We start from the raw sequence: 12,897 nt of genomic DNA, 5'->3' as shown, positions 1-12,897 counted from the left end.
GCCGGCCCCGACCGCCCGGCTACCTGCTCCGTGACGGCTCCGCGATCTCCTCGTCGGGCGGTGCGTCCTGGGGGCCGGCGGCCCGGCGGTGACGGGTGAGGAAGTAGCCCGCCACGAGCATCGCCGCCCAGACCGGAGCCACGTACAGCGCGATTCTGCTCTCGGTGTCAAAGGCGAGCAGGACGAGCACGAGACCGAGAAAGGCGAGGACGAAGTAGTTCGATACGGGTGCCAGCGGCATCCGGAAGGCGACGGGCCGGAGCCGCCCGGCGCGGACCGCCGCCCGGTAGCGCAGATGGGCGCAGGCGATCATTCCCCAGGTGAACACCGCGGCGACGGTCGCCACGCTCGTGACATACGCGAAGGCCTCCTCCGGGACGAAGTAGTTCGCGGCCACCCCCAGCAGCATGACGGCCATGGACGCGAGGATGCCCGCGGCGGGTACGCCTTGGCGGCTGACCTTCCCGAACGCGGCCGGCGCATGCCGGTCCCGGGCCAGGGTGAGCAGCATCCGGCCGGTCGAGAACACCCCGCTGTTGCAGGACGACAGGGCCGCGGTGAGCACGACCATGTTCACCACACCGGCCGCCGCGGGGATCCCGACCTTGGCGAAGACCAGCACGAACGGGCTGACGTGCGGATCGAGTTGATTCCACGGGACCAGTGCCATGACCGCGGCGAGGGCGCCCAGGTAGAACAGCGCGATCCGCCAGATCACCCGGCGTACGGCGCTGGGCAGGGTCTTGTCGGGGTCCTTGCTCTCGCCGGCGGTCACACCGAGCAGTTCGACTCCGACGAAGGCGAACACCACTACTTGGAGGGCGAGCAGCGGCCCGGCCATACCGTGCGGGAAGAAGCCGCCGTGGCTCCAGATGTTGCTCAGGGACGCGCTCTCCCCCAGGGGGCCGAAGCCGAAGATCAGGATCGCGGCGGCCATGACCAGCAGGACGATGATGGTCAGCACCTTGATGAGGGCGAACCAGAACTCGAACTCCCCGAACAACCGGACCGCCGCGAGATTGGCCACGCCGAGGATGGCCAGGGCGATGAGGCCGGGCAGCCACTGGGGCACCTCGGGCCACCAGTATTGGACGTAGATCCCGGCCGCGGTCAGCTCGGCGGTGCCGGTGACGACCCACATCAGCCAGTAGCTCCAGCCGGTGGCGAACCCTGCCCAGTTGCCGATGAACTCCTCCGCGTACGTGGCGAAGGACCCGGACACGGGCCGGTACACCAGGAGTTCACCCAGGGCACGCATCACGAAGAAGACGACCACGCCGGCGACCGCATAGGTGAGCAGCAGGCCCGGACCGGCGTCGTGGAGGGCCTCGGCGGAGCCGAGGAACAGCCCGACACCGATGGTTCCGCCGATCGCGATCATCTGGATGTGGCGGGGCTGAAGACCCCGGTGGAGGTGCCCGGGACCGGATCCGTCGGGACTGGAGCCGTTGGGACCGGAGTCGTCGGGGCCGGAGCGCTCGTTCCCGGTGGGGCGCGGCGAGGACGGTGGAAGCCGGTGCGTCATGGTGAAGGCTCTCTTCGTCAGGGGGCGGTGATCATCCAAGGGGGTGGGGGAGCGGAGGCCGTCAGAGTGCGCCGGAGGCCGAACCGCCGGTGTAGGTGCGCGGAACGCGGGCGCCGATACGGGCGACGATTTCGTGGGAGATGGACTGGGCGGCCCGCGCCCAGTCCGCCGCACCCGGCTCCCCACGGTCGCCGGGCCCGAAAAGGACGACCTCGTCCCCGGGCGCGGCGGGGGCGTCGCCGAGATCGAGCACGAACTGGTCCATGCACACGGTGCCCGCCACCGTGTGCCGCCGCCCGGCGACAAGGACGGGGCCGGCCTGCGACGCATGCCGGGGGACACCGTCGGCATAGCCGAGGGGGACCAGGCCCAGGGTCGTCTCACGGGCGGTGCGATAGCGGTGGCCGTACGAGACGCCCTGCCCGGCGGGGACCCGCTTGACGGAGGCGAGGCGGGCGGTGAGGGTCATCGCCGGCCGCAGCCCCAGCTCCGAAGGCCCGGCCACGTCCGGCACCGGGCTCAGTCCGTAGACGGCGAGCCCGGGGCGTACGAGGTCGAAGTGTGCCTCCGGAAGCGTCAGTGTGGCGGCCGAGTTGGACAGATGGAGGACGTCGGGGGTGAGACCGGCCCGACGGGCGAGCCCGGCAGCGCTGCGGAAGGCGGCCAACTGCTCGTCGCAGGAGGGGTGTCCGGGCTCATCGGCCCGCGCCAGATGCGACCACACGCCGACGACCCGGACGTACCCGGCCGCTTCGGCGCGGGCCGCGGTCTCCAGCAGCGCCCGCCAGTCGTCCGCGGTCGCGCCGCCGCGCCCGAGCCCGGTCTCCGCTTCGAGGTGCAGCAGCGCGGGACGGTCCACGGCCTGTGCCGCCCGGACCGCGGCCCGCACCGCCCAGGTGGCACCGGCCGACAGCTCGACGCCTGACGCCACCGCGGCATTCCAGTCGTCACCCGGGGTCAGCAGCCACGCGAGCAGCCGGCCGGGGACGCCGGCCGCGCGCAGCGCCAGTGCTTCGCGCATCCCGGCGACGCCGAGCCAGGTGGCACCGCCCGCGAGCGCCGCGCGGGCGACGGCGGCCATGCCGTGACCGTAGCCGTCGGCCTTGACCACGGCCATCACCTCGGCGGAGCCGGCTGCTTCACACAACCGGCTGACGTTGGCGCGGACCGCCGAGAGGTCAATACGGGCCTGTGCGTGCGGTGTTCCGGCCCGCTGTGCCTCCTGGCCGTGCTGTCCGGCCATCGACTCGGCGACCGGATCCGGCCTTGTGGAGGACGGCTCGGCGTACACCTCCGGAGGGTGCCGTTCCACCACCGCGGTCACCCCCGCTCCGGGTCCGGCTTCGGCGATCTCGGCCTCGCGGGGAATGCCGAATGACATGCCACCGTCCTTCCAGGGAAACCATTGCTGCCCGGTGGGCTGCGGGTGGACCCATGGTTTCGGCGGGGGAACGGCCCGTCATCGTTCGATCGGCACCGTCTCGGACCGCTCGGCAGTGGGGCCGGGACAACGGGGAGGGGCGCAGGGCCAGGAGGTGGCGTACGGGAGGGGGCGGTGTACGGGAGGACGGCATACGGACATTCCGGCATACGGAGACGCCGGGTCGTCAGAGCGACATACCGGGCAGCGGCCCGGGGTGCCTCACGCGGAAGCGCTCACCGTGTCGTCCGGGCCGCCCTCTGTGCTGTATTGGCGGGCGGTGAGCTGGAGCAGCAGGGCGGTACGGACCTCCGGGTCGTCCAGCGGCAGCGCCACGACGTCCTGGAGCCGGCGCATCCGGTGCCGGAGCGTGTTGGGGTGGATGTGCAGCCGGGCGGCGGCGGCCCGTGGATCGCCCATCGCCTCCAGCCAGGCATACAGCGTCGGCACACAGTTCGTCCCGTGTGCACGATCGTGGTCCACCAGTTGCCGCAGCGGCCCGACGCCCGCAATCCGTGCCGCCGCGGCGGACCGGGCGACATGGCGCAGCACGACCGTGGCCCACACCTCGTCGTGCACGGCCTGGTCGCGCGCGATCAGGCCCGTCCGGAGCAGATCGAGGGTGTCATCGGCCTGCTCGCGCGAGCGGGCCAGGCCGGGGACCGACGCCGCGAGTCCGCCGACCGCGACGAGCGGAGCGGGTCTTCCGGCGGTGCCAAGGAGCGTCTCCAGCCAACCGGACCCGTCGTCCGCGCCGGGGGCGACCCTCTCCGCCGGGACGATCCCGTAGACCACACCGCCGACGATCGCCGCGGGCGACCGCAGACGACTGCCGCGGAACCGCGACATACGCTCCCAAACGGTCAGCCGCTGTCGCTCCGCCTCACCGTCGTCCTCGCAGCGCACCCCCACGGCGATCACTCGCCAGGGTCCGGTCGTGAGCCCCAGGCGCCGCGCCGCGTCGGCCGCTCCCTCCTGGCCGTGCAGCACGGTGGCGACCATGTCGGTCAGCACCAGGCGCTCCACATCCGCACCGGCGCGCCGCCGCAGCAGATGCAGGGCCGCCGTCGCGGCCGTGTCGGCGAACGCCTCGGCCCGCTCGGCGGGCACCGGTCCCGGCACGATGGCCCAGATCGAGCCGAGCACATCCCCGCCGGCGTGTACCGGCACGACCAGCCGTGGCTTGGTGCCCTCGACCACCGCAGGTACGTAGATGGGGCCGGTGTCCTGGGCGATCTTGTGAAAGACGCCGTACCGCCGGAAATGCGCGTTCACCTCGTCGGGGACGTGCCGCCCCATGATCGTGGCGACCCGCGCCTCGTCACCGCGCTCCTGCCGCGCGGAGTAGGCAAGGACCCGGGAGCTGCGGTCCTCGATGGTGACCGGCGCGTCGATCACGGCGGCGATCGCATCGGCCAGCCCGAAGAGATCACCCGCCTCGGCGCCCGCCGTCCCGCTGCCGGAGTCCACGTACCCCTCGCTGTCGAGCACCGCCCGCAGCAGCGACACGACCTGAGCCCAGCCCGCCTGCTGCTCGACCTGCACCAGCGGGAGTCCCGCGGCGCTCGCGGCCGTGACCACCGTTTCGTCGACCGCGGCCGGGGCCTTCAGCAGCAGAGCGCCGGCTGACCGCTCCGCGCACAACGACATCAGCCGCAGGGCCTGTGCACGGTCGGTGAGGTTCACTCCGAGGACGACATCGCCCGGACGCAGATCGAAGCCACCGTCCGGCTCGGCGATCACCACGTCTCCCACCGGGACCGCGGTGCCTCCGGGGGCGCACACCCCCGACAGCACGGCCGGCCCGACGGAGTCGAGAAGCCGCTGCAGACTCATCACTGGCATCACCCGCTCACCGTTCCACCCACCATCGTGCCCTACGGAATCCGCACCTCCGTCGGCCGGTCCCGTCCCGGTGATCTCCTGGCTCCCCATTTCCCTCCGGCGGGAGGTGAACGGTGACGGGGGCCCCTGCGTATCTCTCCATATCCGTGCCCCCTGGGCACCGGTCCACGATGTGAGGAGGCAGCATGACTGACCCGGGTATCCCGCAGCTGCAGGCATTGCCGGACGGAGACGCCGAACTTTCTCTGGTGGTGCGCGTGCAGTGGGAGGACGTCGCCGCGCTCGGTCAGGACGCCGCCCGGCTGGCTGCCCGGTTCAAACGACCGGTGACCCTGGACGAGGCCGCCAGTCACCGGCTCCGCATCCGGCCGCCCGCCGCCCACGCCAAGGCCATGCCGCAGGAGCGGAACCAGCCCGCCATGGCGTCCACGACGGTGTCACCGCTGCCCGCCCGCTCGCCGCAGGAACAGGCCCGGCAGGCGATCGAGAAGATCAACGGCAACGCCAGTCATGAGACGGCCTAGCGCGGCGAAGGGCTGAGTGGAACGAGGGAGACCGGCGGGTCTCCCTCGCAGAGGGGTTCGGCGGTGTGGGGCTGCTGGGCCCCTCGCACTCTGTCCGTGGCCCCGCGAGCCGGCCGGTCGCCTGCCGCCGGACCGGCCCCGGAGCGCGCCGAGCCGTCGGCTGGGCCGACCGGGCGAAGAACATCGGCGCAACGGCTCAACCCGGCCGCACCGTGCGCGCTGCCGCGCGTCCACCGGTGATTGTGTGACGAGCCGGCGCGACCGGCGCCGTGTCCCGCAGGGCCGGGGCCGTGCACCGAGGAGGCAGGCAAGCGTGGATGACGAGGCCGGCGCTCTCCTGAACGTCCCGAGCACCGAAGGCACGTAGGCATGCACACCACGGTCACCCTGCTGGCGGACGCCCCGGCCCAACTGCTGCCGGCCCGGCAGCTGATGGCCTTCACCTTGGCCACCCACATCATTCTGGTGCCGCTCGGGGTGGCGCTCCCGCTGATCACCCTGGTGATGCACCATCGCGGTCTGCGCCGGAACGACCCCGTGGCGCTGCTCCTCGCCAGACGCTGGTCGGCGGTGATGGCGGTGCAGTTCGCGGTCGGTGTGGTCACCGGCACCGTGCTGTCCTTCGAGTTCGGACTGCTCTGGCCGGGCCTGATGGGCACATGGGGCGGCGTCTTCGGTATCGGGTTCGGGGTGGAGGCCTGGGCCTTCTTCCTCGAAGCGGTGCTCATCGCCATCTACCTCTACGGCTGGCGGAGGCTGAAGCCCCGCACCCACTTCCTGCTCGGCCTGCCCCTGCCCGCCGCCGCCCTGCTCGGCGCGTTCGGCATCCTGGCGGCCAACTCCTGGATGAACACACCCCAGGGATTCACCCTCGGCGCCGACGGCAAGCCCGAGGACGTGCACATCTGGTCGGCGATCTTCACCCCGATGTTCGGGCCGCAGTACTGGCACTTCGTCGTGGCGATGCTGATCACCGCGGGCTACACCGTCGCCGGTGTCTACGCAGTCGGCTGGCTGCGCGGCCGCCGCGACCGCTACCACCGGCTCGGGTTCACCGTCCCCTTCACCCTCGCCGCGGTGTTCACCCCGGTGCAGTTCGTGCTGGGCGACTCGATCGCCCGGTCGGTCTTCCACAAGCAGCCGGTGAAGTTCGCCGCGACGGAACTCGTCTGGCGGACCGACACCCATGTACCCGAGTACATCTTCGGCCGGCTGCATCCGGACGGCAGCATCTCCGGCGGCATCAAGATCCCCCAATTCGACTCCATCCTGGCCGGGTTCACCCCCGGGACCAAGGTGACCGGACTGACCTCCGTCCCGGCGGACGACCGGCCGACGGCTACCCAGGCCACCATCGCCCACTGGGCCTTCGACCTCATGGTGGTGATCGGCTCCCTGCTGATCCTCCTCGCCCTCTGGTACGGCTGGTGCCGGCTGCGGCGACGCCGGCTGCCCACCTCGCCGTGGTTCTTCCGTGGCGCCGCCTGCGCGGGCGTCGCCTCCGTCGTCGCCGTCGAATGCGGGTGGATCACCGCCGAAGTCGGGCGCCAGCCCTGGATCGTCTACGGGCACATGCGCATCGCCGAGGCGGTGACACCGACCCGGTCCACCAGTCTCTGGATCATGCTGGGCCTGGTCATCGTGGTGTATGTGTTCATCTTCGGATCGCTGCTCGCGGTGCTTCTCAAGATGCGTACGGGCTGGCGGCTCGCCGACGCACGCCGGGCGGCGGGGGAGCGGACCGAGGAACCCGAGGCCGACACCCCGTACGGGCCCCGCTCACGGGTACCGGCCGGTGACCCGCCGTCCGGCGGCGGCACCGGGGCCGGACCGGCCGAGGACGGCCGGCCGTGATCGCCGATGTCATCGCCGTGGTGCTGCTGCTCGCCGTGACCGCCTACGCCTGCGCCGGAGGCACCGACTACGGAGCCGGGTTCTGGGACCTCACGGCCGGTGGCACCGAGCGCGGCGCGCGCCCCAGGTGGCTGATCGACCACGCCATGGCCCCCGTATGGGAGGTCAACAACGTCTGGCTCGTCTTCGTGTTCGTCATCATGTGGACCGGCTTCCCGACGCTCTTCCAGACGGTGTTCTCCGCCATGTGGCTTCCGCTGGCCCTGGCCGCCATCGGCCTGGTCCTGCGCGGCGCCGGCTTCGCGCTGCGCAAACCCCTCCGCCGGATCGCCGGGCGACGCCTCTACGGCGCTGTCTTCGCCATCGCCTCACTGCTCACCCCGTTCTTCCTCGGCGCGGCCGTCGGCGGTATCGCCTCGGGCAGGGCGGTACCGGGAACGGAGGCCTCGGCCCACGCCTGGTCCAACCCGACCTCCGTCCTCTTCGGACTGATCGCCATCGTGGCGACGGCCTTCCTCGGCGCCGTGTTCCTGGCCGGCGACGCCGCCCGTTTCGGCGCACCCGACCTGGTCGGCTACTTCCGGCGGCGGGCTCTGGGCAGCGTCGTCGCGCTCGCCGTCCTTGCGGCCGTCATGCTGACCGCCACCCGGAGTGATGCCCCGCACGTCTGGCACGGACTCACCCATGGCCTCGGCCTCGGCCTCGTCATCCTGGCCGGAGTCTGTTCCGTCGCCACCGGATGGCTGCTGCTGCGCGGGTCCGGCGCCTGGGCCCGGGTCACGGCCGTCGGCGTGGTCGCGGCGGCGATCATCGCCTGGGGGGCCGCCCAACGCCCCTACCTCATCCCCACGTCCCTGACCGTGGCCGAGGGCGCCGGTGCCCCCGGGAGCCTGCGCTGGACCGGCCTGGTCACCCTCGTGGCCGCGGTGCTCGTCTGCCCGGCCGTGGCCTTTCTGTACTGGCTCGACACCCACGGCGAACTCGAACCGCTCTCCGACACCGACCTGCGCCGGACCGAACCGGCCCGCGACGATCCGACCGAGCACAACTGACCACGGGGCAACTGACCACAGACGGGCGGCGAGAGGACCGGAATGTCCGACGAGTTCGCGGAACGGCGCCGGGCGACGGCCTGGCTGCAACGCCCTGACGGGCCGATCGCCGCCGAGCACGCCGAGTTCGAGGCAGGGAGCGGACATCCCACGCTCCGGGCCGGCCGGCTCCACCGTTTGGTGAGCGGAGTCGAGGAGCGGCCCAGAGAGGTGAGCCAGGAGGAACTCGCCGCCCTGGGAGACCCCATGGCCACCTTGTGCTTCCAGCGGCACATCTTCCCGATGGCCGTACAGGATCTGCTGGACCAGCTCCCCGGCGCCGTCGACCAGCCCAAGGTCTACCTGGTGAGCGAGTCGGGCACGATCCCGCAGGCCGACGCACCGCACCTCCGGCGCGACATCCGCTTCGCCCTCACCTATGCCGTACGGGGCACCGAAGCCGACCTGCTGATCAGCACCGGCGCCAACAGCGACCCCCGGACGACCTTCCTGCAGGTCGCCGCCTGGGACGACCGGAACAAGGTCTTCAACTACTACATGCGGATCACCCCGGCCTGGATCTGGACCGGCAACTCCTGGGACGCGCTGGCCGCCGCCTCGCGCGGCCGGGGCTGCTTCGACAGCCACGTCAACGGCAGTGTCGTGATGAAGGAACTGAAGCAGCCGTGGATCAACTGGCAGTCCCAGTCGGCCGCCATCCAGCTGCCCGACAACGACCCGTTGCGCGACAACCCCCTCTACCGGCGGGTGATCGGCGCCGAGAACCTGGAAACGACCGTCCGCGCGCAGATCAACCGCTGGACCGCGGCCCGGCTGGAGAAGGTCACCGCCGGCGGCATCGTGCAGCACCCGGACCATCTGCTGCGCCAGCTGTTCACCACGACGACGGTCAACCTCACCAGCACCGCCACCCAGAGCGTCGGTATCCGCCCCGGCGACGAGCCGCTGCGGCTGCCGATGGGCTTCTGGATGAACAACGACGCGCTGCTCGACGACCTCGGACTGGAGGTGGAGGCACCCGTCCCGGCCACCACCACCGCCCTGTACGCACAGAGCCTGGCCACCTTCGGCTTCCGGCTGGAGGAGAAGGCCGGCAACTTCAGCCGCCCCGGGGACACCTTCTTCGCGTTCGTGGTGCCCGAGGCGGCCCTGGAGGACAACGCCGTCGTCCGGGAGATGGGCGAACGGGGGCTGATCTCCCCGAAGTTCGCGGCCTGCGCGCTGATGGTCGACTTCCCCAACCCTGTCTTCAGCGCCGACCGCGCCCGGCTGATGCGCTATGTGCCCACCACGGCCACCGCCGCGGACTCGCTCGGCGACCGGATCGCCCAGCAGATCCTTGCCGCGGCAGGCACGCTGCCGGCCGACAGCCCGGAGGCCCGGTTCGCCGCGCACTGGAGCCTCCCCGACGCCACCTGGCGCGACGACTTCTGCGAACGGCTCACCGCCTATCTGAAGAGGGTCCAGGAACGGATCACCACCAGGGAAGGCTTCGACGACTACGTCCGGCTGGCCGAGTCACGCCGCAGACAGTTCAAGGCCATGAAGCTGCACGAGTTCGAACTGACCCTGCCCGTCACCGACATCCCCGCCACCGCCGCGACGCTGCGGATGAATGAAGACGCCACCGTGACCGCACAGACCTGACGACACCACGGTCACCGCACGGATCTGAGGAGCACCGCCATGACCAGGAACGGCACCTATTCGGCGCCCGGAGGACTGACCGACCTCAGCGACTTCGGCCGTAAGGCATGGGACGTCTTCGTCTCCGACAATGTCGACTACGCCATCAAGGGCCCCGACAGCAGCCAGGTGCTCCACGACAGCCCCCGGCCGCAGTTCTACAACCTCACCAAGACCGAGACGGCGGCCGATGCCCGCACGGCGACCGTGAGCTGGACGGCGTTCCCCCGCATCCTCAAGGTCAACTCGACCTCCGACCTCCAGCGCTGGAAGAAGGCCGAGGCCAGCCGGAAGGCCCAGGACGAGTACTGCGAGTGGAGCGTCACCCGCACGGACGGCAAGGTCACCAGGGTGACGTTCACCTGCGAGGGGCCCGAGTACTGGGACGTCCTCGCGAAGACCAGCCCGGACACCGCCCTCAGCCTCTACCGCCGGTACATCAGCCCGGAGGTGCAGGAGAGCGATCTGTTCGTCAACGGTGAGTACGACCGCTACAACAAGTGGAACAGCACCACCACGCACGGCGCCATGCACCTCATCCAGAAGAACAACACCCTCGCTGCGGAGATCGAACTGGCCGCCGCGGCCACCATCCGCCGGGTCATCGACGGCCGCGAGCTCACCGCCGAGCAGGAGCTCTGCCTGTGCAGCGACTACGGCCAGCCTGAGCGCAACAGTGACCCCCACATCGGTGGCTCGGTGAACGCGTTGGCCCGCCAGAAGGCCTCCATCACCCTCGCCGACCCCGTGGGCCTCTACTTCGACGGCCTCTCCACCGAGGGCTGGGCCACCCCGGACGGCTCCGACCCCCAGAGCTACTGGACCTATGAGCGCGGCGAGGCGGACCACCGGGTCCGGGCCGTCTACGAGGTCCCCGCGAGCATGCCCTTCACCGTCGGTGACATCACCATCCACGGCCGTCCCATCCAATACGGCGCCCAGATCGCCGACTTCGTCACCATCAAGCTCACCGCTGTCGCCTGCCGCTTCGGCCAGAGCACCGCCGAGCCCCGGACGGCGTGCAAGGAGGTCGCCACCACCGAGCTGGCACGCCCGGAGGAGGCGTTCGTGGCCAGCGCCTTCTCGGCCTACGGGTATCTAGGCACCGCGCCGGCACGGGCGATGCGCCCCACCCGGAATGCCTGACCGCCCCGGGCACTCCGCCCCGCGCGGCGCCGGGGCGGCTGTCAGCAGTACCGGCGCAGCGAGCCCTTGGTGCCGGCGGGGCGGACATCGCGGTCGCTCAGGGTGAGGGAGAGCTTCTTGCCCCAGGCGCGGCAGGCGGCCGTGAAGTCCTGCCGCGTATATTCGATGATGAAGACCCTGTTGGCGTAGGCCGTGGCGAAGTCGGTGCATTCCTCGTAGCGGGCGCATTCCTCGACGACGGCGAAGTCGAAGCCGATGCGGCCGCGTTGCGGCAGCAGATCGGTGGTGTTCTTCTGGGCGATGGCCAGATGCCGCTGGTGCGCGCGGCGGGCCAGGAGCCGGGCGAAGTCCGCTGCGTGCCGGGCGGTGAGCTTGCCGTCGGAGCGCTCGTAGGAGTCGAGGTTGTCGGGTTCGACGGCGTCATAACCGGCCTTGGCGCAGCCGTCGATCCACGGGCCGACGATCTCCATGAGGGCCGCACGTTTCGCGCCGGTGGAGATGTCGAGCAGCGGCTCGTCCCAGTCCTCGTCGATGACGGGGTCTCCGTGCTCGTCCCGCAGGAGCAGTTCGGGGTGGTCGTCCTCCCAGGAGTCGTCGTCGGGCTGCGCCTGGAAGGCATTCACGTAACAGATGTTGTAGCGGCCGGGAGCCGGTTCGTCCGTGCGGTCGCGGGAGACGGCCCGGACCTTGTCGGGCGGCGGATAGGCGCCGCCGAGCTGATAGTCGAAGACGGCGTTCGCGGCCGGTGGCCGCACCGCGGTGGGAGCAGCGGGGGAGGGCGTGGATGTCCCCGGGCCGGCGGTGTGCGGGGGACGGCCGGCGGAACATGCCGTGCCGAGCGCCATGACCAGGACAAGGGCGCCGACGGCGAGGGAACGTGGAGAGTGCACGGGCGGAGCTTATGCGCGGATGCCGCAAACAGCCCCCGGATACGGCGCCGGCGGCGCGGTCGAGTGCGCCTCGCGGTCCGCGTGTGCCTCCCGGTCCGTGCGGGCCGAGAGGCACTGTGGTCGGCGGCTGTGATCCTGCGGCCCCGTGCCCGAATGCATGAGACCGCGCCCCCGTTCAGCTGCGCGACTGCGCCGTGGTCAGCGCTTGACCACGAACGCCTGGCCCTGCTTCGACTCGGCCGAGCAGGACTTCTTCTCCGCGGTGGTCATCTTGCGGGTCTTGACGGTCACCGCATTGCTCTGTCCGTCCGTCCCGTTGGGCGCGGGCCCGGTGACGGTGTCCGGCACGAACCAGTAGTAGTGGTCCCACTTCGGGCTGTCGTAGTGCGTCTGCCAGGTGCCGGTGACGGTCTGCATCACCTGCGCACGGGAGATCCAGCCCACCTCGCCGGGCTTCACCGTCATGTTCAGCGAGCTGTTCTCGGTGTGCGAGCTCGACCAGGTGTGGCTGTAGGTCGCGGTGACGCTCAGGTCGATGATGCCGGCGATGTTTCCGCCGGCCGTGACGGAGACCCCTGCCGAGTCCGTGGAGCCCACGGTGTCGGACCAGCCCATCGACTGGGTGGCGTCCGAAGTGCTGCAGTTGTACAGGGAGTTGGAGACCTGGCGGAAGTCTCCGAGGTACGCCTTGCCGAGCTTCGGCTCGTTGAAGGTGCACTTCCCCTCGCCGGAAGCGCAGTCGGCTATGAGCTGCTCCCGGGTGGGTTCGTCCGCCGCGGCGGCCGGCACGGCCATCGCCGCGACCAGGCCCAGTGACACCGTGGACAGCGCCATCAGCCGGCTTCCGTGGCGGATCATTTTGCTTCTTGCCATCGTGCTTGTTACCTCTCGCCCAGCTTTGTGGAAGCGACGAGTCCGAGTGTGACCTTCGTCGCTGTTAGGTTTGAGACTGGTG

10 protein-coding genes are annotated in these 12,897 nt (G+C 70.9%); 5 read left to right on the top strand and 5 right to left on the bottom strand.

Annotation, left to right across the window (positions count from 1 at the left end; genetic code table 11):
- Nucleotides 1-19: 19 nt before the first annotated feature.
- The 3 genes from NUT86_RS01815 to NUT86_RS01805 form a co-directional block, all read right to left on the bottom strand.
- On the bottom strand, nucleotides 20-1,525 hold the full coding sequence (locus NUT86_RS01815; RefSeq protein ID WP_266437523.1) for an amino acid permease: 1,506 nt from the start codon (nucleotides 1,523-1,525) through the stop codon (nucleotides 20-22).
- Nucleotides 1,526-1,586: 61 nt separating this feature from the next.
- Nucleotides 1,587-2,768, bottom strand: coding sequence for an alanine racemase (alr, locus tag NUT86_RS01810; protein WP_159492364.1), 1,182 nt, complete (start codon nucleotides 2,766-2,768; stop codon nucleotides 1,587-1,589).
- Nucleotides 2,769-3,167: 399 nt separating this feature from the next.
- The gene (locus NUT86_RS01805; RefSeq protein ID WP_274732910.1) at nucleotides 3,168-4,790 is read right to left on the bottom strand and encodes a PucR family transcriptional regulator; all 1,623 of its coding nucleotides are present in this window, start codon (nucleotides 4,788-4,790) and stop codon (nucleotides 3,168-3,170) included.
- Between the two features lie 185 nt (nucleotides 4,791-4,975).
- Between NUT86_RS01805 and NUT86_RS01800 the strand changes: the two genes are divergently transcribed.
- From NUT86_RS01800 to NUT86_RS01780, 5 genes are all read left to right on the top strand, one after another.
- On the top strand, nucleotides 4,976-5,314 hold the full coding sequence (locus NUT86_RS01800; RefSeq protein ID WP_274732908.1) for a hypothetical protein: 339 nt from the start codon (nucleotides 4,976-4,978) through the stop codon (nucleotides 5,312-5,314).
- 369 nt (nucleotides 5,315-5,683) lie between these two features.
- Nucleotides 5,684-7,168: a cytochrome ubiquinol oxidase subunit I gene (locus tag NUT86_RS01795; protein WP_148588009.1), complete on the top strand. Its 1,485-nt coding sequence runs from the start codon at nucleotides 5,684-5,686 to the stop codon at nucleotides 7,166-7,168.
- Nucleotides 7,165-8,220 carry a cytochrome d ubiquinol oxidase subunit II gene (locus NUT86_RS01790; RefSeq protein WP_274732905.1) on the top strand — a complete coding sequence of 352 codons (1,056 nt, stop codon included), beginning with the start codon at nucleotides 7,165-7,167 and terminating at the stop codon, nucleotides 8,218-8,220. Before NUT86_RS01795 ends, NUT86_RS01790 begins: the two co-directional genes overlap by 4 nt.
- Before the next feature lie 42 nt (nucleotides 8,221-8,262).
- Nucleotides 8,263-9,867, top strand: a complete 1,605-nt coding sequence (locus NUT86_RS01785; protein WP_274732904.1) for a hypothetical protein — start codon at nucleotides 8,263-8,265, stop codon at nucleotides 9,865-9,867.
- A 39-nt stretch (nucleotides 9,868-9,906) separates the two neighbouring features.
- The gene (locus NUT86_RS01780) at nucleotides 9,907-11,052 is read left to right on the top strand and encodes a hypothetical protein (RefSeq protein WP_093636075.1); all 1,146 of its coding nucleotides are present in this window, start codon (nucleotides 9,907-9,909) and stop codon (nucleotides 11,050-11,052) included.
- Nucleotides 11,053-11,093: 41 nt separating this feature from the next.
- Here the strand turns inward: NUT86_RS01780 and NUT86_RS01775 are convergent, their stop codons facing one another.
- Together NUT86_RS01775 and NUT86_RS01770 are read right to left on the bottom strand one after the other, a co-directional pair.
- Entirely contained in the window at nucleotides 11,094-11,897 is an 804-nt protein-coding gene (locus NUT86_RS01775) for an endo alpha-1,4 polygalactosaminidase (protein ID WP_381684359.1), read from the bottom strand.
- Between the two features lie 243 nt (nucleotides 11,898-12,140).
- Entirely contained in the window at nucleotides 12,141-12,815 is a 675-nt protein-coding gene (locus NUT86_RS01770) for a hypothetical protein (RefSeq protein ID WP_167540659.1), read from the bottom strand.
- Between the last annotated feature and the right edge of the window lie 82 nt (nucleotides 12,816-12,897).

The sequence above is a fragment of the Streptomyces sp. G7(2002) genome (genome assembly GCF_028870195.1).
In the GTDB taxonomy this organism is placed as follows: domain Bacteria; phylum Actinomycetota; class Actinomycetes; order Streptomycetales; family Streptomycetaceae; genus Streptomyces; species Streptomyces nigrescens.
This window is presented reverse-complemented; position numbering and strand designations above follow the sequence as displayed.

What these genes read in the sequence shown, in the direction of transcription:
- NUT86_RS01815 (WP_266437523.1), bottom strand. Translation starts at nt 1,525, where the DNA reads ATGACGCACCGGCTTCCACCGTCCTCGCCGCGCCCCACCGGGAACGAG.
- alr (WP_159492364.1), bottom strand. Translation starts at nt 2,768, where the DNA reads ATGGCCGGACAGCACGGCCAGGAGGCACAGCGGGCCGGAACACCGCAC.
- NUT86_RS01805 (WP_274732910.1), bottom strand. Translation starts at nt 4,790, where the DNA reads ATGCCAGTGATGAGTCTGCAGCGGCTTCTCGACTCCGTCGGGCCGGCC.
- NUT86_RS01800 (WP_274732908.1), top strand. Translation starts at nt 4,976, where the DNA reads ATGACTGACCCGGGTATCCCGCAGCTGCAGGCATTGCCGGACGGAGAC.
- NUT86_RS01795 (WP_148588009.1), top strand. Translation starts at nt 5,684, where the DNA reads ATGCACACCACGGTCACCCTGCTGGCGGACGCCCCGGCCCAACTGCTG.
- NUT86_RS01785 (WP_274732904.1), top strand. Translation starts at nt 8,263, where the DNA reads ATGTCCGACGAGTTCGCGGAACGGCGCCGGGCGACGGCCTGGCTGCAA.
- NUT86_RS01780 (WP_093636075.1), top strand. Translation starts at nt 9,907, where the DNA reads ATGACCAGGAACGGCACCTATTCGGCGCCCGGAGGACTGACCGACCTC.
- NUT86_RS01775 (WP_381684359.1), bottom strand. Translation starts at nt 11,897, where the DNA reads ATGGCGCTCGGCACGGCATGTTCCGCCGGCCGTCCCCCGCACACCGCC.
- NUT86_RS01770 (WP_167540659.1), bottom strand. Translation starts at nt 12,815, where the DNA reads ATGGCAAGAAGCAAAATGATCCGCCACGGAAGCCGGCTGATGGCGCTG.